This is a genomic window from Aeromicrobium sp. (assembly GCF_050700635.1).
Taxonomy (GTDB): Bacteria; Actinomycetota; Actinomycetes; order Propionibacteriales; family Nocardioidaceae; genus Aeromicrobium.
This window is the reverse complement of record NZ_JBOHDT010000079.1, coordinates 1-26,576: the sequence shown is the minus strand read 5'-3', so window position 1 is coordinate 26,576 and position 26,576 is coordinate 1. Positions and strand designations below refer to the sequence as shown.

General features: G+C 68.5%; 24 protein-coding genes. 17 read left to right on the top strand and 7 right to left on the bottom strand.

The window, feature by feature from the left end; all coding sequences use genetic code 11:
- From ACRDPN_RS06175 to ACRDPN_RS06120, 12 genes are all read left to right on the top strand, one after another.
- On the top strand, positions 1 to 656 hold a 656-nt coding region (locus ACRDPN_RS06175), incomplete at its 5' end, for a Ku protein (protein WP_431446497.1).
- 166 nt (positions 657 to 822) lie between these two features.
- Positions 823 to 3,174: an ATP-dependent DNA ligase gene (locus tag ACRDPN_RS06170; RefSeq protein ID WP_431446496.1), complete on the top strand. Its 2,352-nt coding sequence runs from the start codon at positions 823 to 825 to the stop codon at positions 3,172 to 3,174.
- A gap of 81 nt (positions 3,175 to 3,255) precedes the next feature.
- Positions 3,256 to 4,848: an amino acid permease gene (locus ACRDPN_RS06165; RefSeq protein WP_431446495.1), complete on the top strand. Its 1,593-nt coding sequence runs from the start codon at positions 3,256 to 3,258 to the stop codon at positions 4,846 to 4,848.
- A gap of 10 nt (positions 4,849 to 4,858) precedes the next feature.
- Positions 4,859 to 5,674 (top strand): GntR family transcriptional regulator, encoded by an 816-nt coding sequence (locus ACRDPN_RS06160; protein ID WP_431446494.1) that lies wholly within the window; start codon positions 4,859 to 4,861, stop codon positions 5,672 to 5,674.
- A complete protein-coding gene (locus ACRDPN_RS06155; protein WP_431446493.1) occupies positions 5,671 to 6,597 on the top strand; it encodes a phosphotransferase in 927 nt (308 codons plus the stop codon). The genes ACRDPN_RS06160 and ACRDPN_RS06155 overlap by 4 nt, the downstream gene beginning before the upstream one ends.
- Positions 6,594 to 9,068, top strand: a complete 2,475-nt coding sequence (locus ACRDPN_RS06150) for a GcvT family protein (RefSeq protein WP_431446492.1) — start codon at positions 6,594 to 6,596, stop codon at positions 9,066 to 9,068. Before ACRDPN_RS06155 ends, ACRDPN_RS06150 begins: the two co-directional genes overlap by 4 nt.
- Positions 9,068 to 10,429 carry a glutamine synthetase family protein gene (locus ACRDPN_RS06145; protein WP_431446491.1) on the top strand — a complete coding sequence of 454 codons (1,362 nt, stop codon included), beginning with the start codon at positions 9,068 to 9,070 and terminating at the stop codon, positions 10,427 to 10,429. Before ACRDPN_RS06150 ends, ACRDPN_RS06145 begins: the two co-directional genes overlap by 1 nt.
- A 2-nt stretch (positions 10,430 to 10,431) precedes the next feature.
- A complete protein-coding gene (locus ACRDPN_RS06140) occupies positions 10,432 to 11,799 on the top strand; it encodes an aldehyde dehydrogenase family protein (protein ID WP_431446490.1) in 1,368 nt (455 codons plus the stop codon).
- The gene (locus ACRDPN_RS06135; protein ID WP_431446489.1) at positions 11,796 to 12,563 is read left to right on the top strand and encodes a 3-oxoacyl-ACP reductase; all 768 of its coding nucleotides are present in this window, start codon (positions 11,796 to 11,798) and stop codon (positions 12,561 to 12,563) included. The genes ACRDPN_RS06140 and ACRDPN_RS06135 overlap by 4 nt, the downstream gene beginning before the upstream one ends.
- A 15-nt stretch (positions 12,564 to 12,578) precedes the next feature.
- On the top strand, positions 12,579 to 13,283 hold the full coding sequence (locus ACRDPN_RS06130) for a gamma-glutamyl-gamma-aminobutyrate hydrolase family protein (RefSeq protein WP_431446488.1): 705 nt from the start codon (positions 12,579 to 12,581) through the stop codon (positions 13,281 to 13,283).
- A 36-nt stretch (positions 13,284 to 13,319) separates the two neighbouring features.
- The gene (locus tag ACRDPN_RS06125) at positions 13,320 to 14,798 is read left to right on the top strand and encodes an SDR family oxidoreductase (protein WP_431446487.1); all 1,479 of its coding nucleotides are present in this window, start codon (positions 13,320 to 13,322) and stop codon (positions 14,796 to 14,798) included.
- 2 nt (positions 14,799 to 14,800) lie between these two features.
- Positions 14,801 to 16,147: a cryptochrome/photolyase family protein gene (locus tag ACRDPN_RS06120; protein ID WP_431446486.1), complete on the top strand. Its 1,347-nt coding sequence runs from the start codon at positions 14,801 to 14,803 to the stop codon at positions 16,145 to 16,147.
- Positions 16,148 to 16,150: 3 nt separating this feature from the next.
- Here the strand turns inward: ACRDPN_RS06120 and ACRDPN_RS06115 are convergent, their stop codons facing one another.
- Both ACRDPN_RS06115 and ligD read right to left on the bottom strand, forming a co-directional pair.
- Positions 16,151 to 17,629: a hypothetical protein gene (locus ACRDPN_RS06115; protein WP_431446485.1), complete on the bottom strand. Its 1,479-nt coding sequence runs from the start codon at positions 17,627 to 17,629 to the stop codon at positions 16,151 to 16,153.
- Positions 17,630 to 17,659: 30 nt separating this feature from the next.
- Complete coding sequence (ligD, locus tag ACRDPN_RS06110; protein WP_431446484.1) at positions 17,660 to 18,601, bottom strand: non-homologous end-joining DNA ligase; 942 nt, start codon at positions 18,599 to 18,601, stop codon at positions 17,660 to 17,662.
- 64 nt (positions 18,602 to 18,665) lie between these two features.
- On the opposite strand from ligD, the gene ACRDPN_RS06105 reads away from it, so the two are divergent.
- From ACRDPN_RS06105 to ACRDPN_RS06095, 3 genes are all read left to right on the top strand, one after another.
- On the top strand, positions 18,666 to 19,094 hold the full coding sequence (locus ACRDPN_RS06105) for a DUF1761 domain-containing protein (RefSeq protein ID WP_431446483.1): 429 nt from the start codon (positions 18,666 to 18,668) through the stop codon (positions 19,092 to 19,094).
- A 226-nt stretch (positions 19,095 to 19,320) separates the two neighbouring features.
- Entirely contained in the window at positions 19,321 to 19,995 is a 675-nt protein-coding gene (locus ACRDPN_RS06100; RefSeq protein ID WP_431446482.1) for a methyltransferase domain-containing protein, read from the top strand.
- A 32-nt stretch (positions 19,996 to 20,027) separates the two neighbouring features.
- Entirely contained in the window at positions 20,028 to 21,476 is a 1,449-nt protein-coding gene (locus ACRDPN_RS06095) for an FAD-dependent oxidoreductase (protein ID WP_431446481.1), read from the top strand.
- Between the two features lie 4 nt (positions 21,477 to 21,480).
- Here ACRDPN_RS06095 and ACRDPN_RS06090 read toward each other — a convergent pair whose 3' ends face one another.
- Together ACRDPN_RS06090 and ACRDPN_RS06085 are read right to left on the bottom strand one after the other, a co-directional pair.
- Positions 21,481 to 21,681, bottom strand: coding sequence for a CDGSH iron-sulfur domain-containing protein (locus ACRDPN_RS06090; RefSeq protein ID WP_431446480.1), 201 nt, complete (start codon positions 21,679 to 21,681; stop codon positions 21,481 to 21,483).
- Positions 21,678 to 22,622 (bottom strand): iron-containing redox enzyme family protein, encoded by a 945-nt coding sequence (locus ACRDPN_RS06085; protein WP_431446479.1) that lies wholly within the window; start codon positions 22,620 to 22,622, stop codon positions 21,678 to 21,680. The genes ACRDPN_RS06090 and ACRDPN_RS06085 overlap by 4 nt, the downstream gene beginning before the upstream one ends.
- 135 nt (positions 22,623 to 22,757) lie before the next feature.
- On the opposite strand from ACRDPN_RS06085, the gene ACRDPN_RS06080 reads away from it, so the two are divergent.
- Both ACRDPN_RS06080 and ACRDPN_RS06075 read left to right on the top strand, forming a co-directional pair.
- Complete coding sequence (locus ACRDPN_RS06080; protein ID WP_431446478.1) at positions 22,758 to 22,958, top strand: hypothetical protein; 201 nt, start codon at positions 22,758 to 22,760, stop codon at positions 22,956 to 22,958.
- Between the two features lie 165 nt (positions 22,959 to 23,123).
- Complete coding sequence (locus tag ACRDPN_RS06075; RefSeq protein WP_431446477.1) at positions 23,124 to 23,795, top strand: hypothetical protein; 672 nt, start codon at positions 23,124 to 23,126, stop codon at positions 23,793 to 23,795.
- Here ACRDPN_RS06075 and ACRDPN_RS06070 read toward each other — a convergent pair.
- The 3 genes from ACRDPN_RS06070 to ACRDPN_RS06060 all read right to left on the bottom strand — a co-directional run.
- Positions 23,792 to 24,247, bottom strand: coding sequence for a DUF6328 family protein (locus tag ACRDPN_RS06070; protein ID WP_431446476.1), 456 nt, complete (start codon positions 24,245 to 24,247; stop codon positions 23,792 to 23,794). The genes ACRDPN_RS06075 and ACRDPN_RS06070 overlap by 4 nt on opposite strands.
- A 9-nt stretch (positions 24,248 to 24,256) precedes the next feature.
- Positions 24,257 to 25,411: an amidohydrolase family protein gene (locus tag ACRDPN_RS06065; RefSeq protein ID WP_431446475.1), complete on the bottom strand. Its 1,155-nt coding sequence runs from the start codon at positions 25,409 to 25,411 to the stop codon at positions 24,257 to 24,259.
- Positions 25,411 to 26,576, bottom strand: a 1,166-nt coding sequence (locus ACRDPN_RS06060; RefSeq protein ID WP_431446474.1) for a hypothetical protein, incomplete at its 5' end; no start/stop codon positions are given. The genes ACRDPN_RS06060 and ACRDPN_RS06065, both read right to left, overlap by 1 nt.

Sequence of the window (26,576 nt, the reverse complement as noted above, 5' to 3'; positions counted from 1 at the left end):
TGCTCACCGATGAGGAGCTGAAGTCGCTCCCCGCCGAGAACAACCACGAGATCGACGTCGTCGAGTTCGTGCCGGCGGACCAGATCGACCCGATCCGCCTCGACAAGGCCTACTACCTCGAGCCGGACGCCCGTGCGCTCAAGCCCTACACCCTGCTGCGACGCGCGCTGGAGGAGACCGACCGCAGCGCGGTGGTGCAGTTCGCGCTGCGCCAGAAGACCCGCCTCGCCGTGCTTCGCGTCAAGGACAAGGCGCTCGTGCTGCAGACGATGCTCTGGGACGACGAGGTGCGCGAGGCCGACTTCGACGTTCTCGACGAGGTGCCGCGCATCAGCCAGAAGGAACGAGACATGGCCTCGCAGCTCGTCGACTCCCTCGCCGGGGACTTCGACGCCAGCCAATTCACCGACGACTACCAGGAGCAGCTGCGCATGCTGGTCGAGGCGAAGCTCGAACAGGGTGACGCCCTCGATACTGCCGCCACGTTCGGCGAGTCGGAGGAGGAGGGCGAGAAGGCCGAGGTCATCGACCTGATGGAGGCATTGCAGCGCAGCGTCGACAAGAGCAAGAAGAAGAAGGCCAGCACATCGTCAGGCGCTGGGAAGAAGACGAGCAAGTCGACGGCCGCCAAGAAGAAGTCCCGCAAGGGCGCTTAGGCGACGTGTCTCCCCATCCCTGGCGGGTAGCGAGCGTGGCATCCGCGCCCGATCCGGCAAGGCCGAGGAGGGAGGCGCACCGGTGTTGTGCGGCGACCGACGAGAACGCCGCCGGTCGGGATGCGGGGCCGCGGTCGCGCCGCCAGGGATGGGGAGGCGCGTCGTAATGGCGCGATCCTCCGGTGAGACCGTCTCCATCGGAGGTCATCGCCTGCGTCTGACCAACCCGGACAAGGTCTTCTACCCGGCCACGGGCACTACGAAGGCCGACGTGATCTCCTATTACGTCGAGATCGCGCCGCACATCCTCCCGCACGTCGTCGACCGCGCGGCCACGCGCAAGCGCTGGGTCAACGGCGTCGGCACCGCCGACAAGCCCGGCGAGGTGTTCTTCGAGAAGAACCTGCCCGCCTCGGCGCCGAGCTGGATCCGCCGGGCGTCCATCCAGCACCGGAGCGGGCGCAACAGCTACGTGGTGGTCGACGGAGTGGCCGTGCTGGCCTGGCTCGGGCAGATGGCGGCGCTGGAGATCCACGTGCCGCAGTGGCGGGTCGGCCCGCACGGCGCCCAGCTGAACCCGGACCGTTTCGTGCTGGACCTCGACCCCGGCCCGGGCGCTGGTCTGCCCGAGTGCGTCGCGGTGGCCAAGCGCGCCAAGCGGCTGCTGGCCGAGCTGGGGCTCGAGTCGTTCCCCGTCACGAGTGGCAGCAAGGGACTGCACCTGTACGCCGGGCTCGACGGCAGCCACGACGCGGAGTACGTCAACGGCTTCGCCAGGCAATTCGCGTCGGTGCTGGAGAGCGAGCTGCCCGACCTCGTCGTCACCACGCAGAAGAAGGCCCTGCGGGGCGGCAAGGTGCTGGCCGACTGGAGCCAGAACAACCGCAACAAGACCACCATCGCGCCGTACTCCTTGCGCGGCCGCACCGAGCCGACCGTCGCCGTGCCGCGCACCTGGCGCGAGCTGAACGACCCGGAACTGCGGCACCTGACGTACGACGAGGTGCTGGCCCGCATGAAGCGGCGCAAGGACCCGCTGGCTCCGCTGGCGCGAGGAGGCGGCGACGAGGCACCGGCGGCGGACACGCTGTCCACCTACCGCTCGATGCGCGATGCCTCGAAGACGCCGGAGCCGGTGCCTGCAGCTGGCGCCGACCTGCCCGGTGACGGCAATTCCTTCGTCATCCAGGAGCACCATGCGAGCCGGCTGCATTGGGACTTCCGCCTCGAGCGTGACGGCGTGCTCGTCTCGTGGGCGCTGCCCAAGGGCGTGCCGACCGACCCGGCGAAGAACCACCTCGCCGTGCAGACCGAGGACCATCCGCTGGAGTACGGCACGTTCGCCGGAACGATCCCGAAGGGTCAGTACGGCGGGGGCGAGGTGACCATCTGGGACACCGGCACGTACGAGGCCGAGAAGTGGCGCGACGGCGAGGTCATCGCCACGCTCACCGGCACCAAGAAGGGCGGGCTCGGCGAGCCGCGCCGCTTTGCCCTCATCCGCACCGGCGAGAACTGGCTCATCCACCTGATGAAACCGGGAGACCAACGAAAGCGGGTGGTGAGACCGTCGAAGTCTCCGACCAAGCGCACGGCGACGGCCAAGCCGGAGGCGCCGATGCTGGCGACGGCAGGCAAGGCGTTCGACCTCGACGACGAGGACGACTGGGCGTTCGAGATGAAGTGGGACGGCTACCGGGCGGTCGCCGTGTGCGACGGCGCCGAGGTGTCGCTGTTCAGCCGGACCGGGAAGGACATGACCGGCACTTATCCGGAGGTGGTCGAGGCACTGGCCGCGAACGATCTCACCGACACCGTGCTCGACGGCGAGCTGGTGGCCATCGGGCCCGACGGGGTGCCCTCGTTCTCGCGACTCCAGCAGGGCCAGCGGCCGATCCGCTACCTGCTGTTCGACGTCCTGCGCCATGACGGTGACCCGCTGAAGAACGCGACGTACGAGGAGCGTCGCGCCGTGCTTGAGAGCCTTGACCTGGATCGCGACGTCGTGCGAGTGCCAGGGGCGTTCGACGGTTCGCTCGAAGACGCCGTCGAGGCGAGTCAACGGCTGAGCCTCGAAGGCGTGGTCGCCAAGCGTCGCGACGGGCGCTACCGCAGCGGCACCCGGTCGGCTTCGTGGATCAAGATCAAGAATCAGAGGATGCAGGAGGCCGTGATCGTCGGTTGGCGTCCGGGCAAGGGCAACCGGTCTGGTGGGATTGGATCGCTCCTGTTGGCTGTACCCGAGCATGGATCTTCTTCTTTGCTCTACATAGGGCGGGTCGGCACGGGGTTCAGCGACCGTGTGCTCCGCGACCTGACAAGCCGCCTTCAGGGCATCGAACGGAAGACCGCTCCGGTCGAGGTCCCGCGCGAGATCTCCCGCGAGGCACGCTGGGTCAGCCCGAGGCTCGTCGGCGAGGTCACGTACAGCGAGTGGACGCCGGAGGGCCACCTGCGGCACCCGGTGTGGCGCGGTCTGCGCACGGACAAGAAGCCTGCTGAAGTGACTCTCGAGTAACGAAATTCGCGGAGAAAAGGTCTAGATGCAATCGATTCCGTTGCGCTAGCATCAATCAACTTCTCTGAGAACGGCGGCGCCATGACCGATCAGATCGACAACCTCACAGAAGACGAGAAGCTCCTCGCCAAGCTCGGATACAAGCAGGACCTGAACCGTTCATGGTCCGGGTTCTCGAACTTCGCGATCTCCTTCTCGATCATTTCCATCCTGGCCGGATGTTTCACCAACTTCGGCGCCGGCTGGAACAACGGCGGCCCGATCTCGATCTCCTGGTCGTGGCCGATCCTCAGCGTCTTCATCCTGATCATCGGCTTCACGATGTCGGAGCTGGTGTCGGCGTACCCGACCTCGGGCGGCATCTACTGGTGGGCCTCGAAGCTCGGTGGGCCGGCCGCCGGCTTCTTCACCGGGTGGCTCAACCTGATCGGACTCATCGCGGTGACGGCCGGCGTCTCGTACGGCTGTGCCACGTTCATCGACCTCACGATCTCGACCTACTCAGAGACGTACGCCGAGAGCTACTCGCTGACCAGGGTGTTCATCACCTTCGTGATCGTGCTCGCGCTCGCGTCGCTCCTGAACATCTTCAGCGGTCACATGATGGCGATCATGAACAACGTGTCGGTGTGGTGGCACGTCGTGGGCGCCACCGCGATCGTGGCGATCCTGGTGTTCGTGCCGGATCAGCACCAGTCGATCAACTACGTGTTCACCGAGCGGTTCAACAACTCCGGGTTCGCCGACGGCAGCACCAGCAGCCTCTTCTTCTTCTTCGCCGTCATCCCGTTCGGGTTCCTGCTGACGCAGTACACGATCACCGGCTTCGATGCCTGCGCCCACCTCTCCGAGGAGACTGCCTCGGCGACCATGGGGGCGGCCAAGGGCATCTGGCGCTCGATCTTCTACTCTGCGCTCGGCGGGTACATCCTCCTGCTGGCGGTGGTGTTCGCCGTGCCCAACCTCGATGGCGCACCCGACAACGCCGGAGTCGGCGCGGGCGGCGTCGCGTACATCTTCACGACATCGCTCGGCACGAACTGGGCGACCGTGGTGCTGTTCATCTCCGCCTCGGCACAGTTCTACTGCGCGACCTCGTGCCTGACGTCGGCGTCCCGCATGGGTTTCGCGTTCAGCCGCGACGGTGCCGTCCCGGGTTCGGCGATCTGGTCAAAGCTCACGGCCGCGCGCGTGCCCGCGAACGCGGTGATGGGCGTCGCGGTCGCGGCGGCTCTGGTCACCCTTCCGGCACTGGTCGAGGTGAACCTGGGCACCGCAGAGGAGCCGTTGATTCTCCCGATCGCGTTCTACGCCGTCACGTCGATCGCCGTCATCGGGCTGTACGCCTCGTTCGCGATCCCGATCTGGCTGCGCTGGCGAATGGGCGACGCATTCGAGCCGGGTGCGTGGACCAACGGGTCCAAGTATAAGTGGATGAACCTCATCGCCGTGGCCGAGATCGTCATCGTCTCGCTGTACCTGATGATGCCGTTCGTGCCTCCCGCCGTGCCGTTCAGTGACGACTTCAGCTGGAAGTTCGTCAACTACGCACCGATCGTCACCGTTGGCGCGGTGCTCCTGCTGGCAATCTGGTGGAACGTGTCGGCCAAGAAGTGGTTCCATGGGCCCATCCACAACATCGACCCGGCGGTCGCCGAGCTTCTCGACGACTGACGTCCTACAGGTGAGGGTCCTCGGGGTCGACCATCGGGCACTGGGGAACAAGCCCCGGCTCTCCAGGACGAGCGATGAGCCGTCGCACGCGCGCATCGAGAAGTGGCTGCTCGGACGCATCGACGCCGGGCGGCTGCTTCCCGACGACAAGCTGCCGCGTGAGGAGGAGCTCGCGGCCGCACTGGGCGTCAGCCGCATGACGCTGCGGCAGGCGCTGGGGTCGATGGAGAGTCGCGGCCTCCTCGAGCGTCGGCGCGGCCGGGCCGGCGGCAACATCATCCGGGAGCGGCAGATCGAGTGCGACCTGACCGGCCTGCCGGGGTTCACCGAGCAGATGCGGCGCGCCAACGTGCGCGCCGGCGCACGCGTGATCGGCGTCAAGCGAGTGCGGGCCGGCCGAGCCGTGGCCGCCTCGCTGGAGCTCGGGCGGAACCAGGACGTCTTCGAGATCGTCCGCGTGCGATCGGCCCGTCGCGAGCCTTTGGCGCTCGAGGAGACGTACCTTCCCGCGCATCTCTTCGCCGGCCTGGACCGACGCCCACTCACCGGGTCGATCTACGCGATCATGCGCAGGGACTACGACCTCGCCCCCCACAGCGCGCAGGAGTGGCTCGAGCCTGCAGTCGCGACCCACGCGCACGCCACGCTGCTCGACGTCGAACCGGGCGCGGCCCTGATGCTCGTGACGCGCACGTCGTTCACCGCGTCTGGCGTCGCCGTCGAGCACGCCTTCGACCGCTACCGCGCCGATCGCACCCGCATCAGCCTGCGGACCAGCGTCTCGACCACGGTGTCGGCCGAGCTCACCGCGGACGCAGTCGGATGAACACTGCGCCGAACGGTGGGTCGCTGGAGGAGCTCTTCGACCAGATCCCCAGCCTGGCCGACAAGCCGCGTCAGATCGAGGAGCTGCCGGGAGGGCTCACCAACCTGAACCTCAAGGTCACGACGCCCAAGGGCGTCTTCGTCGCACGGTGCAGTCGGAGCGACACGTCGCTGCTCGGCATCAACCGTGAGTCCGAGCACGCGAACACCCGATCAGCCGAGCTGGCAGGGATCGGCGCACCGGTCGTGGACTTCCGGCCCGACCTCGACGTCCTGGTGATCGGCTTCATCGACGGTCGTTCGTTCGAGAACGAAGACCTGCGCAAGCCCGACGCCCTGACGCGGGTCGCGGAAGCGTGCCGCACGCTCCATGCCGGACCACGTTTCGTCGGCGACTTCGACATGTTCACCCGGCAGCAGAGGTACCTCGCCTCCGTCGTCGACGGTGGGTTCGCGCATCCGGACGACTACGGAGACTTCGAAGCGCCGTTCCAGCAGATCCGGGTCGCGCTCGAGGTCAACGACGTGCCGACCGTGCCGTGCAACAACGACCTGCTGGCGGGAAATTTCGTCGACGACGGCGAGAAGCTCTGGCTCATCGACTACGAGTACTCGGGCAACAACGACCCGTTCTTCGAGCTCGGCAACACCTGGACCGAGTGCGAGCTGGACGACGACCACCTCGACGAGCTCGTGACCGCCTACGTCGACCACCACTCACCGGAGAAGATCGCGCGGACGCGTCTGCAGGCCACCGTGTCCCGCTACGGGTGGTCGCTCTGGGGCTACATCCAGGCCGCGACCTCCGACCAAGACTTCGACTTCCACGGCTGGGGACAGGATCGTTTCGAGAAGGCCGTCGCCGACTTCCGCTCACCTGGCTTCGAGGACCTCCTCGACACGGCGGCAGGATTCAGGACATGACTGGGCCGGCGACTGGGCTCCCGGCCCGGGCCCGCATCGTCATCATCGGCGGCGGTGTCATCGGCACGAGCGTCGCGTACCACCTCACCCTCGCCGGCGAGACCGACGTCCTCCTCATCGAGCAGGGCGAGCTGTCATGCGGCACGACCTGGCACGCGGCCGGCCTCGTCGGGCAGCTTCGCGCGACCGAGAGCGGTACCCGGCTGGCGCAGTACTCGACCGACCTCTACTCGCGGCTCGAGGACGAGACCGGCCTGAGCGCCGGCTTCAAGCAGTGCGGCGGCCTGACCGTCGCCCGCACCGAGGACCGCATGATCCAGCTCCGTCGCACCGCGGCCACGGCCGAGGCGTTCGACCTGAAGTGCGAGATCCTCACCGCAACGGAGGCCGGCGAGCGCTACCCGCTGATGGCGTCCGACGACCTCGCCGGCGCGATCTGGCTGCCTGGAGACGGGACCGCAAACCCGACCGACCTGACCCAGGCGCTGGCGAAGGGTGCCCGTCAACGGGGTGCGCGGGTGGTGGAGCACGTCCGGGTTTTCGAGGTCCTCACCGAGGACGACGCCGTCGTCGGCGTGTACACGAGTCACGGTGATGTCGAGGCCGAGATCGTCGTCAACTGTGCGGGACAGTGGGCCAACGATCTGGCCGCACGGATCGACGTCACCGTGCCGCTGCACTCGGCCGAGCACTTCTACGTCGTCACCGACCAGATCGAGGGCATGCACCCCGACCTGCCGATCCTGCGCGATCCCGACGGCTACACCTACTTCAAGGAGGAGGTCGGCGGACTCGTCGTCGGTGGGTTCGAGCCGAACGCGAAGCCTTGGGTCTCGCCGGACCAGATCCCCCACCCGTTTGAGTTCCAGCTGCTCGATGAGGACTGGGACCACTTCGCAATCCTGATGGACAGTGCGCTGGAACGGATCCCGGCACTGCGCGAGACCGGCATCCGCAAGTTCTACAACGGACCGGAGAGCTTCACTCCCGACAACCAGTTCATCCTCGGCGAGGCGCCGAACGTGAACGGCCTCTTCGTCGGCGCCGGATTCAACTCGGTGGGCATCGCCACGGCAGGGGGTGCCGGACACGCACTCGCCGAATGGATCATCGAGGGCGAGCCAACCACCGACCTCCTGGCCGTCGACATCCGGCGCTTCGCCTCGTTCCACGCCGACAACGACTGGCTGCGGGCCAGGGTCGGCGAGGTCCTCGGACTGCACTATGCCGTCCCGTGGCCCAACCGGGAGCTCGAGACCGCCCGACCCCTGCGCACCTCCCCCGTGTTCGAACGGCTCGCCGCCGCCAATGCCGGCTTCGGCAGCAAGATGGGTTGGGAGCGCGCCAACTTCTTCGCACCCGAAACCGGCGACCCGTCCATCGAGTACTCCTGGGGTCGGCAGAACTGGCACGAGTGGGTCGCGGCCGAGCATCGTGCCACCCGCGAGGCGGTGGCCTTGTTCGACCAGACGTCGTTCTCGAAGTACCGGGTGACCGGACCCGACGCCGAACGCGCGCTGCAGTGGATCTGCTCCAACGACGTGGGCGTCGAGGTCGGCCGCACGGTCTACACGGCGCTGCTCAACGGGCGCGGCACCTACGAGTCGGACCTGACCGTCACCCGGGCCGGTCCCGACGAGTTCTTCCTGGTCAGCAGCTCGGCGACGACCGAACGCGACCAGGACTGGATCCGGCGCAACATCCCCGACGGGCTCGACGCCCGTGTCGCCGACGTGACGTCCGACTACGCGGTCTTCGGCGTCATGGGGCCACGGTCGCGGGACCTGCTGACGCGTCTGACCGACGCAGATCTGACCGAGGACGGCTTCCCGTTCGGCACAAGCCGGGAGATCGCGCTCGCCGACGCGACTGTGCGGGCCACCCGGATCACCTACGTCGGCGAGCTCGGCTGGGAGCTGTACGTGCCGACCGAGCACGCGCTCGACGTGTACGACGCGCTGATGCCGGCGGGCCACGATCTCGGCGTCGTCAACGCCGGCTACTACGCCATCGAGTCGCTCCGGCTCGAGAGCGGCTACCGCGCCTTCGGCCGCGAGCTGACCCCCGACTTCAACCCGGTCGAGGCCGGCCTGCTGTTCGCCTGCAAGCTCAAGACCGACATCGACTTCCTCGGACGCACCGCAGTCGAGAAGGCCCGCGCCGACGGCCCGTCGCGACGGATGGTCTCCTTCGTCTCCGACGATCCACAGGCGACCTTGTGGGGCGGCGAGCTGGTGCGGCGCGACGGCGTTGCCGCCGGCCAGGTGACATCGGCCGCCTGGGGCGAGACGCTGGGAGCCGGAGTCGGCCTGGCCTACGTCAAGGCGCCGGAAGGACAGGTGGCCTCCGCCGAGGTTCTCCGCGTCGGCGACTACCAGGTCGACGTCGCCGGGGAGCTCGTTCCGGTCAGCGTCTCGCTGAAGGCCCCGTACAAACCGGTACTGCACGACCCGAAGAAAGAAGGCCCCTGATGAGCACTCGCCATCCGCAGCTCCTGACCGTCGACGAGCTGAAGGGCCTGATCGAGGACGGCGCCGTCGACACGGTGATCGTCGCGTTCACCGACATGCAGGGCCGGTTGCAGGGCAAGCGCTTCCACGGCCGGTACTTCCTCGACGTCGTCGCCGAGCATGGGACCGAGGGCTGCAACTACCTCCTCAGCGTCGACATCGACATGAACACCGTCGACGGGTACGCGATGTCGTCGTGGGAGAAGGGTTACGGCGACATGGAGTTCGCCCTCGACTTCGACACCATTCGGGTGCTCACCCACCTGCCGGCGACGGCGATGATCCAGTGCGACCTGGTCTGGCTGGACCACCGACCGGTGGTCCAGTCGCCGCGCACGATCCTGAAGGCCCAGCTCGACAAGGCGGCCGATGCCGGGTTCGTCGCGCTGGCGGGTACCGAGCTGGAGTTCATCGTGTTCGACACGACCTATGAGGACGCCTGGACGGCCGGTTATCGCGACCTTACGCCGGCGAACCAGTACAACATCGACTACTCGATCCTGGGGACGAGTCGGGTGGAGCCGTTGCTGCGCGACATCCGCAACCACATGTACGCGGCCGGGATGCGGGTGGAGAGTGCGAAGGGTGAGTGCAACCTCGGCCAGCACGAAATCGGGTTCCTGTACGACGAGGCGCTGATGACGGCGGACAACCACAGCGTCTACAAGAACTCGGCCAAGGAGATCGCCTCCCAACACGGCAAGTCGGTCACGTTCATGGCCAAGTTCAATGAGCGCGAGGGCAGCTCGTGCCACATCCACCTGTCGCTGCGCGGTGACGACGGCAGCATGGTGTTCTGGGAGAAGGAGGGCCGCAGCGCGACGTATGACTGGTTCATCGCGGGGGTGCTGGCGACGATGCGTGACTTCACCCTGATGTATGCGCCGAACGTCAACTCCTACAAGCGGTTCCAGCCCGGGTCGTTCGCGCCGACGGCGATCGCGTGGGGCGAGGACAACCGGACCTGCGCGGTGCGCCTCGTTGGCCATGGTGCGTCGGCGCGGATGGAGAACCGGGTTCCCGGCGGCGACGTGAACCCGTATCTCGCGCTGGCGGCGATGCTGGCCGGTGGTCTGCACGGGATCGAGAACGAGCTGACCCTGGAGGAGCCGCTGTCCGGAAACGCGTATGCCTCCGACAAGGAGCACGTGCCGTCGACGCTGCGCGAGGCCCGGGACGCCTGGCACGGCTCGGCGCTGGCGCGTGAGCTGTTCGGCGAGGAGGTCGTCGACCACTACACCAACATGGCCGACGTCGAGCTGGCGTCGTTCGACGCTGCCGTGACCGACTGGGAGCTGCGCCGCAGCTTCGAGAGAATGTGAGCATGAGTACTCACGTCGTCGTCAACCCTGCAACGGAAGAGGCGGTCACGGAGGTGGGCTCGGCGTCGGTCGAGGAGACCGACGCGGCGATCGAGCGGGCGGCCGAGGCGTTCCCCGCCTGGCGGGACATGGCGCCGGGTGAGCGGGCCCGGCTGCTGCGCCGGTTCGCCGCGCTCGTCGACGACCACATCGACGAGCTGGCCGAGCTGGAGGTCCGCAACTCGGGCCACACCTGGGGCAACGCCACCTGGGAGGCGGGCAACGTTCGCGACGTCCTGAACTACTACTCGGCCGCGCCGGAGCGGATGACCGGGCTGCAGATCCCGGTCGCCGGCGGCATCAACATCACCGTCCACGAACCCCTCGGTGTCGTCGGCATCATCGTGCCGTGGAACTTCCCGATGCCGATCGCCGGCTGGGGATTCGGGCCGGCGCTGGCGGCCGGCAACACGGTCGTGCTCAAGCCGGCCGAGCTGACGCCGTTGACGGCGATACGTCTCGGCGAACTGGGCCGGGAGGCCGGCCTGCCCGACGGCGTCTTCACAGTGATCCCGGGCAAGGGCTCGGTGGTCGGTGAACGTTTCGTCACTCACCCGGCCGTCCGCAAGGTCTGCTTCACCGGCTCCACCGAGGTGGGCAAACGGATCATGGCCGGCTGCGCGGACCAGGTGAAACGCCTGACGCTGGAGCTCGGCGGCAAGAGCGCCAACATCGTGTTCGCCGACTCCGACCTCGCGAAGGCCGCGGCGGCAGCACCGATGGCGGTGTTCGACAACGCCGGCCAGGACTGCTGCGCCCGGTCGCGCATCCTGGTGGAGCAGTCGGCCTACGACGAGTTCGTCTCGCTGCTGGAGCCCGCTGTGCAGGGCATCAAGGTCGTCGACCCCGCCGACCACTCCAGCGAGATGGGGCCGCTCATCTCGGCGCAGCAGCGCACGACCGTGCAGGGCTTCGTCGACGAGGTCGACGTCGCCTTCACCGGCAGCGCCCCGTCCGGGAGCGGGTTCTGGTTCCCGCCCACGGTCGTTCTGGCCGACTCGGTCGACCAGCGCATCTGGCGCGAAGAGGTCTTCGGTCCGGTGGTGGCGGTCATGCCGTTCCGCGACGAGGCCGAGGCCGTGCAGCTCGCCAACGACACCGAGTTCGGCCTGTCCGGCTCCATCTACACCCGCGACGTCGGCAAGGCATTGCGCGTCTCACGGGCCGTCGAGGCCGGCAACCTCAGCGTCAACACCCACGCCTCGGTCCGGTACTGGACCCCGTTCGGCGGCTTCAAGCAGTCCGGCCTCGGCCGCGAGCTCGGACCCGACGCGCCCAACGCGTTCACCGACGTCAAGAACATCTTCATCTCGGACGAAGGACCAGCATGACCGGGCGCCTCGAGGGCAAGACCGCGGTCGTGACCGGCGGCTGCTCGGGCATCGGCCTGGCCACCGCTCGCCGGTTCGCCCAGGAAGGCGCGAACGTCGTCATCGGCGACCTCGACGACAGCCGCGGCTCCGGCCTTGCTGAGGAGCTCGGCGGCACCTACCTGCACACCAACGTGACCGACAAGGAGCAGGTCGACGCGCTGTTCGCGGCAGCGAAGTCGACCTACGGGTCGATCGACGTCGCGTTCAACAACGCCGGCATCGCGCCGCCGGAGGACGACTCGATCCTGACCACCGAGCTCGAGACCTGGCGCACGGTGCAGGAGGTCAACCTCACCAGCGTCTACCTGTGCTGCAAGGCGGTCCTGCCCTACATGCTCGAGCAGAAGAAGGGCTCCATCATCAACACCGCTTCCTTCGTCGCCGTCATGGGCGCCGCCACCTCGCAGATCTCCTACTCCGCCTCCAAGGGCGGGGTGGTGTCGATGTCGCGCGAGCTCGGCGTCCAGTTCGCCCGCGAAGGCGTTCGGGTCAACGCGTTGTGCCCCGGGCCGGTCAACACCCCGCTCCTCCAGGAGCTGTTCGCCACCGACCCCGAACGCGCCGCCCGACGCCTCGTCCACGTGCCGATGGGCCGCTTCGCCGAGCCAGACGAGATGGCCAACGCCGTCCTGTTCCTCGCCTCCGACGAGTCCAGCTTCATCACTGCCTCGACCTTCCTCGTCGACGGCGGCATCTCCGGCGCATACGTCACGCCCCAATGAGATCAGCACAGTGAGATGAAGCCCCTGATCGGCATCACGACCTACCGCGAGCAGTCGCGGTGGGGCGTCTGGGACGACGAGGCCGACCTGCTGCCTGCTGCCTACGCGCGCTCCATCGAGGAGGCCGGTGGCATCGCCGTGCTCCTGCCGCCGACCGACGATCCGGCGCAAGATGCGGGCGACGTCGCCGCACGGATCGACGCGCTCGTGATCGCCGGCGGGGCCGACGTCGATCCGCGTCGGTACACCGACGTGCCGCACGAGCGCACGGCCGACTGGCGCGAGGACCGCGATGCCTGGGAGCTCGCCCTGCTCGACGCCGCCGCGGAGAAGCAGCTGCCCGTGCTCGGCATCTGCCGGGGGATGCAGGTGATGGCCGTGCATGCGGGCGGCCATCTCGACCAGCACGTCCCCGACACCCTGGGCCACGAGAACCACTCGCCCGGGGGCGACGTGTACGGCGACGTCAAGATCGAGCTCGTCGACGGCACCCATCTGGCGAAGATCCTGGTCACCGGCCCGTCGGTGCGATGCCACCACCATCAGTCGGTGCTCGACCACCCGGGACTCGTTCCCGCGGCCCATGCCGACGACGGCACGGTCGAGGCCATCGAGGACCCGGACCGACCCTTCTGGCTGGCGGTCCAGTGGCACCCCGAGACGCAGCCCGACGCCGGTCTGTTCACGGCTTTGGTCGGAGCAGCCGCAGCACGAAACTGATCTGCGGGGTCGCGCTCGGGACGCAACACTGGAGGCATGGCCACGCGCAGTCTCGTCACCGGAGCGACGGGGTACATCGGCGGACGACTGGTGCCAGAGCTCCTCGACGCCGGCCACGACGTGCACGTCCTCGTGCGCCACGCGGACAAGGCGCGGGCCCACCTCTGGGCCGATGAGGTCGAGATCGTCGTCGGCGACGCCACTGCTGCCGACGACGTCCGGTCGGCGCTGGACGATGTGGACGTCGCCTACTACCTGCTGCACTCGATCGGCACCGGCGGCGACTTCGCCGACACGGAACGTCGCATGGCCTCGACGTTCGCCGAGGCCGCGGCCGACACCGGTGTGCAGCGCATCGTCTACCTCGGCGGCATGGTGCCGGAGGACGAAGAGCTCTCGGAGCACCTCCGATCGCGTGAGCAGGTGGGTGACGTCCTGCTCGAGTCCGGCGTGCCGACCGCGGTGCTCCAGGCGGGGGTGGTGATCGGGTCGGGGTCGGCGTCGTTCGAGATGCTGCGCTACCTCACCGAACGGCTCCCGGTGATGGTGACGCCGCGATGGGTGCACTCGCGCATCCAGCCAATCGCCGTCCGCGACGTGCTGCGCTACCTGGTGGGATGCGCCGACCTCCCCGCCGACGTCAACCGGCGCTTCGACATCGGTGGCCCCGACGTCCTCACGTACCTGGAGATGATGCAGGGCTACGCGAAGGTGGCCGAGCTGCCACGTCGGCGGGTGCTGCCGGTGCCGGTGCTGTCGCCGTGGTTGTCGAGCCATTGGGTCGGCCTGATCACGCCGGTCCCGGCCGGTCTCGCCCGCCCCCTGGTGGAGTCGTTGCGCAACACCGTCGTCGCTGCCGATCACGACATCGAGCGCTACGTGCCCGACCCGCCGGACGGTCTGATCGGCTACGAACGATCGGTCGAGCTCGCGCTCACCAAGATCAGGAACCTCGACGTCCCCACCCGGTGGTCGTCGGCGTCGACGCCAGGCGCGCCCGCCGAACCGCTCCCGTCCGATCCGGACTGGGCCGGTGGTTCGCTCTACCAGGACTCGAGGACGCGGGAGGTGAACGCCTCTCCCGCGGCACTCTGGTCGGTCATCGAGGGCATCGGCGGTCGCAACGGCTGGTACTCATGGGGATTCGCATGGTGGGTACGCGGGCTGATGGACCGGATGGTCGGTGGCCCGGGGCTGCGTCGAGGACGGCGGAACGAGAGGGATCTCGTCGTCGGCGACGCGCTCGACTTCTGGCGCGTCGAGGCCACTGACGACGAGAAGCTCCTCCGGCTCCGAGCGGAGATGAAGGTGCCGGGCCTCGCCTGGCTCGAGCTGCAGGTCGGCTCCACCGACGGCGGCACGACGACCTTCCTCCACCGAGCCCTCTTCCATCCGCACGGGCTGCTCGGCCACCTCTACTGGTGGTCGGCGCTGCCGTTCCACGGCATCGTGTTCGGCGGTATGCAGCGCAACATCGCGAAGGCCGCCGAAGCTCTCGACGCGAGCGACGCCTGACTGTGGCCGACATCTCGGTGATGTGGTTCAGACGCGACCTCCGGCTTGCCGACCATCCCGCTCTCCGGGCCGCCGTGGATGCCGGTCCTGACGGCGTGGTTCCGCTCTTCGTGCTCGATCCGGGTGATCACGCGAGTCGCGTCCAGCACGCGTATCTCGGTGCATCGCTGAAGCGCCTCTCGGAGCGTGTCGACGGTCTTCACCTGGTCGAGGGACGTCCGGTCGACGAGGTGGTGCGCGTGGCACGTCGGGTCGGAGCCGACTCCGTGCACGTCACAGCCGACCACGAACCGGACGGTTCCTCGCGCGACGACGAGGTCGCTCAGGCGCTTGCCGAGCACGACATCGAGCTCGTCCGCGCCGGATCGCCTTATGCGGTCCCGCCGGGGCGGGCGTTCACGGGGACCGGCTCCCGCTTCAAGGTCTTCACGCCCTTCTACGCAGCGTGGCGCGAGCACGGCTGGCCTGACCCGGAGCCGGCCGTGCGTGAGGTTCCGTGGCTCGATCCGGGCGGGTCGGCGCCGCGGCCAACGGACTCTGATGGCCTCGACCACGTCGCTCTTCCTGCGGCGGGTGAAGAGGCAGCGCGCCGGCGATGGCGAGCGTTCCTCGAAGCCGATCTCGAGGAATACGACACCGTGCGCGACGAACCCGGGGCCGACCGCACGTCACGGATGTCCGTCCACCTGCACTGGGGCGAGATCCATCCCCGCACGATGCTGGCCGATCTGGGTCGCTCCAGGGGCGCCGAGGCGTATCGGCGCGAGCTGGCCTTCCGAGAGTTCTATGCCGACGTCCTCGACCGACGTCCGGACTCCGCATGGGGTTACTACGACCACGCCTTCGAGGCGATGCCGTACGACGATCCCGGCGACGAGTTGGAAGCATGGAAGGCCGGCCGCACCGGGTTCCCGATCGTCGACGCCGGAATGCTCCAGCTCCTCGGCGAGGGCTGGATGCACAACCGAGTACGGATGATCGTCGCCAGCTTCCTCGTCAAGGACCTGCACCTGGAGTGGCAGCACGGCGCCCGTCATTTCGCGGAGCATCTGGTGGACTTCGACCTGGCCTCCAACCAGCACGGTTGGCAGTGGGTGGCCGGATGCGGCACGGATGCCTCGCCGTACTTCCGGGTCTTCAACCCGACGACGCAGGGCAAGAAGTTCGACCCGGACGGCACCTACGTGCGGCGCTGGGTGCCCGCGCTGGCGGACGTACCTGCGAAGCACGTGCACGAACCCCACACGATGGCCGACCCGCCGGCCGACTACCCGAGGCCGATCGTCGACCACGCCGAGGAGCGTCGGGAGTCGCTGCGCCGATATGAAGCGCTGCGCGACCAGCCGTGACGGTCAAGGCCCGTCGGCGATCCGCACCAGTCCGCCCAGAACACCGACGTACGCGGTGCCGTCCGGACCGAGGCTGATCGGTGCGTAGTTGACGTTGTACCCGAACCCGGTTCCGTAGCGCTGCTTGAACACCGGCTCGCCGGTGCGGAAGTCCAGGGCCGTCAGGTACCAGGAGTCGCCGGGTCCGTTGCGTTCGCGTGTGACGACATAGACCAGCCCGTTGGCCAGGGACATCTTCGGCACCGCAGACGGTGACCGCTCCGTGCGGTTCTGCCAGACGACCCGGCATCCGTTGCCATCGGCGTCGATGTCGACGCGGTCGACGCCCGGTGCGGTGATGCTGCCCGCGAGGGTCTGGGCGGGTCCTTGATAGCCGTGATTGTTGGTGACGACCAGAGCCCGGTCGGCCGCGATCAGCGAGTTGTCCGTCGCACTCGCGCCCTTCTCGAAGACCGGGACCCGGCAGACCTCCCGCTCACCCGCGACGTCACTCCCCCGGCGGTAGACCACGACGTTCATCGGGTCGGCGTTGTCGGTGATCGCCACCCACTCGTCGTTCACGAGCGTCGGCGTGGTGCCCGAACCGGGCGAGGTCTGCCCGGGCTTCGTCGTGCCGACGTTCGGGTACTCCTCGCGCCACGTCACCTCGGGGACCCCTGCGTCGCTGAGGTCGATCCGGTACATCGCCTTCGTCGTGACGATGTAGCCGCCACCGGTCTCGTCGACCGCGAAGGAGTTGGTGATCGTCTCCCCGAGAGGCAGAGTCTCGGTTCTCCCGGTGTCGCGATCGATGGCTCCGACGACGCCTTGTTCGGTCACGAAGACGATCTCCCCGGTCCAGGCCGGGAGGGCCGAGACGATCTTGTCGTCACCCGCCATCGCTCCGGTCAGGTCGTGGTCGCGGGCGAGCTCGAACCCCGCGCCGTCCGCGGTCTGGCCCACCACCTGGATGTGGTTGTCGCCGGTGGGGATGACCGCTCTGTCCTCATGGTCGAGGTAGAAGTAGCCGCCGCCGGAGAAGTCGCTGAACACGTTGAGCCCGAGTCGGCGGTTCGGCAGCCGGTAGGACGCGATCTCCTCGAGCGTCTCGGGGTCGAACAGCTTCAGATGCGGCGTCGTGGCGCCGACGCACACCGTCTCGATCCGGTCGCGACGGTCGAAGGTGAGGCTCGCGCACTCGGCGACCTGCAGCGTGGACGAGACCTCCGGACGCACGCCGAGCGGTCCGGGACCGGGGTAGGTGTCCGTCATGTACGCGTCGTTGTGGATGTTGTTGCCCGGGTCGGGCGCCAGGAACGGATGCTGCGGCGGAGCCGGCGCGTCCACCGGATTCGGAGTCGCCGGCGCGCCGACGTACTCAGGTGTGCCCGGCGGCAGCGGGTCGCCCGGGATCGGGGTCGCGGCCGCCGCCCCTGCGCTCACCACGACAATCGCCATCGTCGTGACGGCGCCTCGAAGAGCGCTGGACGGCACCGAAGGCATGACCCGTCCAACGATCGGCCGCCAGTGGGGTTATTCCGGGCCGTCCCCGGGTGGGAGGTCGTCGCGGTCGGCCCACTCGAGCAAGAGGGCGATGTCGAAGACGGCGTCGTCGATGCCGGCGTGGAGGTCACCAAGCTCCGCGAAGCGCGGCGGCACCGTCTGGAGCGTGAAGTCGTGGGGGTCGACGTCGTCGATCTCGTCCCAGCGGATCGGCGTCGACACGCGGCCGTCCGGGAAGCCGCGCACCGAGTAGGCCGCGGCAATGGTGTGGTCGCGGGCGTTCTGGTTGTAGTCGACGAAGAGGTCGGCCGGGTGCCGGTCCTTGCGCCACCAAGCCGTCGTGACGTCGGGTGAGCGTCGTTCCACCTCGTGGGCGAACGCCAGCGCCGCTCGGCGGACGTCCTGAAACCCGTGGTCAGGCCGGATGCGCACGTAGATGTGCATCCCCGAGCCACCCGACGTCTTCGGCCAGCCGGTGGCGCCGAGCTCGTCCAGCACCTCGTGGGCCACATGCGCGACACGCTGGACCGTGGCGAAGTCGCACTCGGGGCCGGGGTCGAGGTCGATGCGCCACTCGTCCGGCTTCTCGGTGTCGGCGCGGCGGCTGTTCCACGGATGGAACTCGACCGTCGACATCTGCACGGCCCAGATGACCGACGCGAGCTCGGTGACGCACAGCTCGTCGGCGTTGCGGTTGTAGCGCGGGAAGTGCACGCGGACCGTCTCCAGCCACGGTGGGGCGCCGGCGGGCACGCGCTTCTGGTGCACCTTGTCGCCGGCCAGGCCGGTGGGGAACCGGTGCATCATGCACGGCCGCTCGAACAACGCCGTGACGATGCCGTCGCCGACCGAGAGGTAGTACTCGACGAGATCGAGCTTGGTCCAGCCGCGTTCGGGGAAGTAGACCCGGTCGGGGTTGGTGACCCGCACGATCCGATCGTCGACCTCGATCTCCTCGGCCGGAGTCGCCATGAGGTTGAGCCTACGGGGCGTCCGCATCTGGTGTAATCGTCGAAGACACTGCCGGGAGGCCGTCATGACCCCAGAGATCAACCACGTCGCCGTCGTCCTCGCCGTCGTGGCCGCCATGATCGTCGGATTCGTGTTCTACCTCCCAGCGGTTTTCGGCCGTCGATGGATGGAGATGGTCGGGCACTCTGACGAGTCCGTCGAGGGCGGCCCCGCCTTCATCTACCCCGTCGTCATCGTGGCCGGCTTCGTCACGGCCTACGCGCTCGCGGGCGTCACGTTCCTGTCGCACGAGTTCTACCAGGGCGGCTTCCTGCTCTCGGCCCTCGTCAGCGCGTGGATCCTCTGGTTGGCCTTCACCGCCGCTCGCATGCTGGTTCACGACCTGTTCGACACCCGCACCCTCCAGATCACCGCCCTGACCGCGCTCAACGAGCTCATCACGGTGACTGCGATGGCGCTGGTCATCGGGCTCTGGCCGCCGTCAGGAATCTGATCACGCTGATCTGCGCAGCAGCCTCCGGGTCCAGTCAGTGGTTGCGGAGCAGGTCGATGAGCGACTCGGACATGTCGGGCTTCTTCAGGCTGCGGTTCTTCTCACCGGGCATGACGGATCTCCTTTCACTCATTCCTCCTTCCCATGCATGTTTCCCGCTCCTGCGGGACCATGCATGTCGAGAGCTTCTGATGCTCTCCGTGGCCGGAAGGAGGTACGCACGGGCATGCTCCCGACTCCCGACACGCACCCAGGCGTCGCGCAGTCGATGGCTTTCGGCCACCTCACGATCGCCTTCGACGATCGCGTGCTGAAGCCGCGGCCGTGGACTCAGGCGCAGTCGAGGTGGGCGGCGAAGCTGCTGCTCAGCGAGTCCGACGGCGTCCGCGCGCTCGAGCTCTGCAGCGGCGCCGGACACATCGGACTGCTGGCGCTGGCGTCTGCGCGATCGACTGCGCACACACTGGTGGTCGTCGACATCAACCCCGCAGCGTGCGACTTCGCCCGTCGCAACGCGGCAACCGCGGGCATGGGCGACCGGGTCGACGTCCGTGAAGGACGCATCGACGACGTGATCGCTCCGGACGAGCGGTTCGAGCTTGTCATCGCCGACCCGCCCTGGGTTCCGCGAGCCGAGACCGGCCGGCTCCCCGACGATCCGCTGATCGCCATCGACGGAGGCGGCGACGGGCTCGACGTCGTCTGGTCCTGCCTGAAGGTGTGCGAGACGCATCTCGTCCCCGGCGGATCGGTGGTGCTCCAGCTGGGTTCGGTCCGTCAAGCCGACCGCGTGCGTGAGCGGCTTCGGTCCACCAGATCAGCCCTGACGATGGACGAGGTCCGCACGTATGACGGCGGAGTGCTCGTCAAGCTCATGAGCTCGACCAAGGGCGGCGCATGAGGTCACTGTGGCTCGACCGCACCGTGTCGCACGTGAGCGATCCCCTCGATGACGGTGGGACGGTCGACGACCTGGTCGTCGGGGCCGGCCTGACCGGGCTCACCACCGCCCTTCTGCTGGCTCGTTCCGGTCGTCGGGTCGCCGTGGTCGAGGCGCGACACATCGGGGCGGTGACCACGGGTCACACGACCGGCAAGCTGTCGCTCCTGCAGGGCACCAAGCTGTCGCGGATGCTTCGACTCCAGTCGCACGGAGTCACCCGGGCCTACCTCGACGCGAACCTCGAGGGACAGCAGTGGCTGCTGCGCTTCTGCCAGGACCACGGCGTGACCGTGCAGACGCGAGACGCGATCACCTACGCCGCCGACGAGAGCGAGGTCTCCGCTGTCCGCGGCGAGCTCGACGCGGCGCAGTCGCTCGGCCTCGGCGTCCGGTGGATCGAGGACCTCGACGTCCCCTTCCCGTCCCACGGAGGTGTCCTGCTGCCCGACCAGGCCCAGCTCGACCCGATGGACGTGCTGGACGCGCTCGTCGACCAGGTGCGTGCCCATGGCGGGACGGTGCACGAGGGCCGGCGCGTGATGGCGGTGACCAAGCGCGGCCGACCCCGCGCGACGCTCGACGACGGTTCGACGGTGGCGGCCGAGCACGTCGTCCTGGCCACCGGCGCGCCGATCCTCGACCGCGGGCTCTACTTCGCGAAGGTCGCGGCGAACCGCTCGTACCTTCTCGCCTTCGACGTGGCAGATGTGCCCGACGGCATGTACCTGTCGGCGGGTTCGTCGGTGCGATCGGTGCGCGACGTACCGGCGCCCGACCGAGCGCGGCTCCTGGTCGGCGGTAACGGCCATCCGGTCGGTCGAGTGGGTTCGGAGCTGGAGCATCTCGACGAGCTTCGCCACTGGACGGCCCGACACTTCCCCGGCGCCGTCGAGACGCACGCCTGGTCGGCTCAGGACTACCGGTCCCACGACGGCGTCCCCTACGTCGGCCATCTCCCCCTCGGTGGCGGGCACATCCATGTCGCCACCGGTTTCGACAAGTGGGGCTTGACGAACGGGGTCGCGGCTGCACGCAACATCTCGGCTCAGATCCTCGGCGAGAAGCCCTCCTGGGCCATTCCCCTCGGGCGACGCATCACGCGCCCCGCAGGTGCATTCAACGTCGTTCGGACGAACGCCGGAGTCGGCATCGCGGCGACCCGCGGCCTGGTCGGCGTCGGCATCAGCGGCTCACTGTCCGGCACAACCGCGGAAGGAGAGGGGATCGTCCGCCGCGACGGCATCGCCGCGACCGCCGTCTCCACGGTCGACGGTCGGACGTGTGCGGTCGACGGGATCTGCACCCATCTCGGCGGCGTGCTCGACTGGAACGACGCCGAGAAGTCGTGGGACTGCCCGCTGCACGGATCGCGCTTCGCACCCGATGGCGGCGTCCTCGAGGGACCGGCCACGAAGCCGCTGTCGTCCCGCAAGCTCTGACCGATCAGCGATCCGGGATGACCTTGTGGGTTCCGTCGCACCACGGCTGCGACGACGACTTGCCGCACCGGCACACCGCTGTCACCGGCCGCGAGGTCCGGTGGGCGACGCCATCGGCGTCCGCCACGACGTGGGCACCACGCAGGAGCATCGGCCCGTCCGGGCACATCACCACGTCGGGATGGTCGAACTCTGGCGTGCTCATGCGGCCCACTCCGAGAGCATGGCACCGGCGAACCGGTCCTCCAGGTCAAGGCAGGTGAAGGCACCGAAGAAGACGTCGTCGACGAGGTCTGGCTCGTCGTCCAGCAGCGAACCGCAGACCACCCGGACGGCGAGCTGCTCGTGCACGGCGTCGGCCCCGACGTGCTCGTCGTAGTAGTCGAGGATCTCCTGCGGAAACCCCAGTCGATCCAGGCCCTGTGACATCCGGCGGGACGGGAGGGAGCTGGTGGCCTCGAAGGCGGCAAGGTGCCCGAGAGCTGCTCCACGCAGTCGCCGGTGCAGCCCGAACATCGACATCGCGTTGTTCTGCGCGAGCACGTCGACCGGAACGTCGTCGATGTACGCGCCGTACTCCGGGCTCAGCCCGCAGGCCTCGATGCCGCGCGCGAACAGGTGTGCGTGCAGGCGGTTCGGGTCGCCGGCGCCGTACTCGTCGTACTGGAGCTCCATGAGAGCCGCTCGCGGACGGACGGAGAGCCGTGGCACCAGCCACGCCGTGGGATCGGACTCCTTGAGGTGGTAGATCGTGCGCATGCGCAGCAGCTCCAGCGTCTGCTCGACGTCGGCATCGCGCTGCACGAAGGACGCAAGTGAGCGACCGTCGTGCCACTCGACATAGTCGAAGAACGCCTCGGCGAACGGCGCGGTGACGTCGGGAGCGAGGTGCCGCCTCCGCAGATCCGACTCGAACGACTTCTCCAGCCGCCGACGCAACCGCAGGAGTGCCGGATGCCACTCGAGGGCGTCGTCGACGTCCTCGAGGCCGCGGTAGTGCAGCTCGTAGAGCGTCCACAGGGCGATCTGGGCGTCATCGTCGTGGTCGGGTTCGGTGCTGAGCACCTCGCCCCAGGTCGAGGGCTGCGTCCGCATGGCTTCGAACAGCAGCTCACTGAGCACCCCGCGCGCCTTCGGCGTCAGCATGTCGACCCCTTCCTCGACGGGAGTTGGTGCCCAGATTCGCACCGGCCAAGAGGTGCTGCAACAGGAGCGGTTTTCGTCGTCTCGTCGGTTTGCGCTGCGTGTCTCCGGTCGTAACATTGGTGGGTAGGAGAAGCCATGCAGGAACGCACTGAATGGGCAGCGGGGATCACCTTCGTCGTGCTCGGCCTCGCGGTCGGGCTGGGCGCCATCATCCTTGTGCGATTTGCCGGTCTACCCGAGGAGCCTTGGCTCTACGTGGGCATCGGCGTGGGCATCGTAAGTGCCCTCGCGGGGGCACTTCTCGCCTTCATCCGCGCGGACGAGGTCTCGCACTGACCACGGACCCGACTGCGCCCGCCACCACCGGGATGGTGACGGGCGCAGTCGACCGGGGGCGAAAATTCCTCTCCCGCGTGCCCAAAACGGGGGCGCCGATTTGCGTTACGGCCCCTCGGACGTATCTTGTCTAGGGCATCCGACAACTGAAGGACGTGAGTTTTGGTGCGCTGGGGCAACAAGTCAGACGAGTCGAACGACGGAAGTGAGTACTCAGGTACGCACGCCGACACGACCGGTCCCTACGACAACGACCGGTACGACACCCGCGACAACAACGTGGACGACGACTACGACCGCTCGACCGTCGTTGATCGCGAGCGCGAGGCACTTGGTGGCGTCAAGCTGGGCTCGGCGTTCTTCGGCTGGCTGTCCGCCACCGGCATGGCGGTGCTGCTGACCGCCCTGGTGGGCGCCGGAGGCGCAGCGGTGTCCATCGCCCAGGGCAACGACCCCGACGTCACCGTCGAGACCATCGGGCTCATCGAAGCGGTCGTCCTGCTCGCCATCTTCTTCGTGGCCTACTACTGCGGCGGCTACGTGGCCGGGCGCATGGCTCGGTTCAACGGCATGAAGCAGGGGCTCGCGGTGTGGATCTGGGCCGTGCTCATCGCCGTCGCCGTGGCGATCGCCGCCACCGTGGCCGGCGACCGGTACGACGTGCTGTCGGAGCTGAACAACTTCCCGCGGATCCCGGCCAACGAGGGCGACGTCACCACCAACGGCATCATCGCCGCGGCAGCCATTGCCGGAGTCACCTTGATCGGCGCGATGATGGGCGGCCTCGCCGGCATGCGCTTCCACCGCAAGGTCGACCGCGCCGGACTGGGTCGCTAGTCCCGCCCTTTCAGCACCCAGGCCGGGACCACGATCCATCCGATCGTCGTGAGACCAGCCAGCACGGCGGCGGCGATCGAGGCTGCAAGGAGGCCGAGCACGACGTCAAGAACAAGCCACACCGCGCCAACGTTCGCTGCGACCAGCAGCACGAGACCGGCACGAGAGGACATGTTGGCGGCGTCGACCAGCCACGGCTTCAGGCCACGACGGAAGAGCGCGCGGTGCAGCGCGACCGGGGTCAGCAGCATCAGCATCGAGAGCATCGCTGAAAGCAGTACCGCCACGTAGACGTACGTGCGGGAAGCGGGCAGATCCTTGAACGCCGGCTGGAACGGCAGGGTCAGCAGGAACGCGGTGAGGATCTGCACACCGGTCTGGGCGACCCGCAACTCCTGGAGAATCTCGTTCCAGTTGCGGTCGATCCGGTCGCGCGTCGGCTCGCCCTCCATGCCGAGAACCTACTGTGGCTCCGTCCCACTGTCGCGTGGAAGGCCGTAGACGCGGAGTGCGTTGTCGCGACCGATCATCGAGGCGACACGGCAGGCGTCGTCGATCGACCAGTCGTCGCGCGCGACCCACTCGTCGAGCGCCTGGGTCAGCGCGGTGCGCCACAGCCGAGCCCCCAGAAAGTGAAGCTCCGGTGGTCCGCAGGCGTCGGAGGAGTAGAGCACCTTGCCGAACGGGGCGAGCTCGAGTGAGCGGGCGACCAGCTCACAGCTGCGTACGCCGAGGTGGTTCACCGCGAGCCCCACGTCGAGGTGGACGTGCTCGAACGCCTGGGCGAGATATCCCGCCTCGCGCTCGTAGGGGAAGCAGTGCAGGAGCAGGACCGGGACGCCTGCGGACTCGGTAGCCCGCAGGAAGTCGGTGAGGAGTACCGGGTTCGCGCGGTCGAGTCGAAGGTCGCTGTCGCCGAGCCCGGTGTGCACCTGAAGCGGCAGGCCGAGCTCGAGCGCGACGTGCATGGCGTGGGCGATCAGCGTCACGTCCGTGAGCCGCGGAGACGTGTCGCCCACGGCTTCGCGCCACCGCACCGCGGCGGTGTCAACGTCGGATTCCATCGGTCGCGACAGGTCGTGGTCGAACCCGGAACGGTATGCGAGCACCGACTTGGCGGCAACGACGCCGGGCGCCAGCGACGCGAGGCGGCCGGCGAACCGTGCCGCGAAGTCGTCCGCGCCCTCTGGCTCGGCGACCAGCGCCTCCGCGAGCGTCTCGAGGCGGACCACTTCATGCGCGTCGGCTCCGGACGCCGCCGCCTGCTCGGCCGGTGTGAGCAGCTCGCCCGTGGCGAAGCCGGTGTCGACCAGCCAGGTCTCGACGCCCGCCGCGGCCAGAAAGCGACCGCGCACCTCGGCCTCGCCCAGCTCAGCCCGGCGCGCCCAGTAGTCGCCCGGGTCGCTGTGTCGTGGTAGGTCGAGAATCTCGCTGCACCACCGGCGGACCGCGAAACCGACCTGCGAGTCCCACGCGTCGGTGGGTCGGCGGACGGGCGCGGCAGACGCCTCGGCCAGCGCGTTCGCGAGGCGGTCCTCGTCACCATCAGTCCTCCACGCTCCGTGCACGTGGTGGTCGACCAGACCGAGCGACTGCACGTGCTCGGCAACCGACATCAGATCGTCCAGGCCAGCCGCAGGCGCGCCGCCAGCTCCTCCGGCGAGAGGTCGGCGAACGCCGTCAGCTCGTGTCGTCGCACGGCCACCGTGGCATCCACGATCGCGTCACCCAGCAACCGGCGGGCCAGGCTCGAGCGGTCGAGAGTGTCGATCACGGTGCCCGGATCGTTCGGGAGCATGGTGAAGCCGCCGGCTTCGCGCGCCTCGTCATCCAGCTGGCTGGGGTCGGTGTCGAGCTCGTCGGGCAGGGTGGCTCCGCTGTCGATCCCGTCGAGCACGAGTCCGAGCAGAGCGGCCGTGGCGGTGTAGACGTTGGCGGACGGATCGACGATCTTGACCTCGACATTGGCCCCGTGCGGGTTGGCCGGTCCGCCGGCGACGAAGCGCACCGCCGCCTCGCGGTTCTCCAGGCCCCACCCGTCGAACGCACCCGACCATCCACCGGGCGCGAGCCGGGCCGCCGACAGGATCGAACCGCCCAGCACTCCCTGGACGTCGCGCAGACCCCGGAGGATGCCGCCGATCGCCGCCCCACCGTCGGCCGTGAGTCCATGCGGGCCGTCACCGCCGCTGAACAGCGGTTCACCGGCGCGCGTGAGTGACAGGTGCTGGTGGGCGCCGTTGCCGACCGAGCCGGCGAACGGTGCGGGCGAGAACGACGGCAGCAGTCCGTGCGTTCGGGCAACGCGGCCGATGACGAGCTTGGCGAGCACCGCGGCGTCGGCCGCGGCGACGGGCTCGCGCGGCGGCAGCGACATCTCCAGCTGACTCGCCCCGTACTCGGCGTGCAGCTGCTCCAGGACGATGCCGACATCACCGAGCGCCGCATGCAGGTCGGCGACCAGCCGCTCGTGATCGAGCAGACCGCCGAGCCCGTACGGAACCCACGAGCTGCCCGGCAACGGCGAGCCGTCGGGCTGAACCAGGACGAGCTCCAGCTCGTGCCCCACCAGCGCCTCGACACCCGCGCCGCGCAGTCGTGTCGTCGCGGCGGTCAGGGCGCCACGGGTGCAGCCCGGGTGCGGCGTGCCGTCTTGGCGAAGGACGTCGGTCGGCGCCCATACGATCGATCCGACCGGCGCGATGGCTTCGAGGTCGATGTGAAGGCGCAGGTCGCCGATGGCGGTGATCTCGTCGGTGAACGCGATGCCCGCGTCGAGAC

Coding starts and splice junctions, on each gene's coding strand:
- ACRDPN_RS06080 (WP_431446478.1), top strand. CDS start 22,758: ATGCAGGAACGCACTGAATGGGCAGCGGGGATCACCTTCGTCGTGCTC.
- ACRDPN_RS06115 (WP_431446485.1), bottom strand. CDS start 17,629: ATGCCTTCGGTGCCGTCCAGCGCTCTTCGAGGCGCCGTCACGACGATG.
- ACRDPN_RS06065 (WP_431446475.1), bottom strand. CDS start 25,411: ATGTCGGTTGCCGAGCACGTGCAGTCGCTCGGTCTGGTCGACCACCAC.
- ACRDPN_RS06140 (WP_431446490.1), top strand. CDS start 10,432: ATGAGTACTCACGTCGTCGTCAACCCTGCAACGGAAGAGGCGGTCACG.
- ACRDPN_RS06125 (WP_431446487.1), top strand. CDS start 13,320: ATGGCCACGCGCAGTCTCGTCACCGGAGCGACGGGGTACATCGGCGGA.
- ACRDPN_RS06100 (WP_431446482.1), top strand. CDS start 19,321: ATGCTCCCGACTCCCGACACGCACCCAGGCGTCGCGCAGTCGATGGCT.
- ACRDPN_RS06165 (WP_431446495.1), top strand. CDS start 3,256: ATGACCGATCAGATCGACAACCTCACAGAAGACGAGAAGCTCCTCGCC.
- ACRDPN_RS06105 (WP_431446483.1), top strand. CDS start 18,666: ATGACCCCAGAGATCAACCACGTCGCCGTCGTCCTCGCCGTCGTGGCC.
- ACRDPN_RS06170 (WP_431446496.1), top strand. CDS start 823: ATGGCGCGATCCTCCGGTGAGACCGTCTCCATCGGAGGTCATCGCCTG.
- ligD (WP_431446484.1), bottom strand. CDS start 18,601: ATGGCGACTCCGGCCGAGGAGATCGAGGTCGACGATCGGATCGTGCGG.
- ACRDPN_RS06145 (WP_431446491.1), top strand. CDS start 9,068: ATGAGCACTCGCCATCCGCAGCTCCTGACCGTCGACGAGCTGAAGGGC.
- ACRDPN_RS06150 (WP_431446492.1), top strand. CDS start 6,594: ATGACTGGGCCGGCGACTGGGCTCCCGGCCCGGGCCCGCATCGTCATC.
- ACRDPN_RS06130 (WP_431446488.1), top strand. CDS start 12,579: ATGAAGCCCCTGATCGGCATCACGACCTACCGCGAGCAGTCGCGGTGG.
- ACRDPN_RS06085 (WP_431446479.1), bottom strand. CDS start 22,622: ATGCTGACGCCGAAGGCGCGCGGGGTGCTCAGTGAGCTGCTGTTCGAA.
- ACRDPN_RS06070 (WP_431446476.1), bottom strand. CDS start 24,247: ATGGAGGGCGAGCCGACGCGCGACCGGATCGACCGCAACTGGAACGAG.
- ACRDPN_RS06135 (WP_431446489.1), top strand. CDS start 11,796: ATGACCGGGCGCCTCGAGGGCAAGACCGCGGTCGTGACCGGCGGCTGC.
- ACRDPN_RS06155 (WP_431446493.1), top strand. CDS start 5,671: ATGAACACTGCGCCGAACGGTGGGTCGCTGGAGGAGCTCTTCGACCAG.
- ACRDPN_RS06090 (WP_431446480.1), bottom strand. CDS start 21,681: ATGAGCACGCCAGAGTTCGACCATCCCGACGTGGTGATGTGCCCGGAC.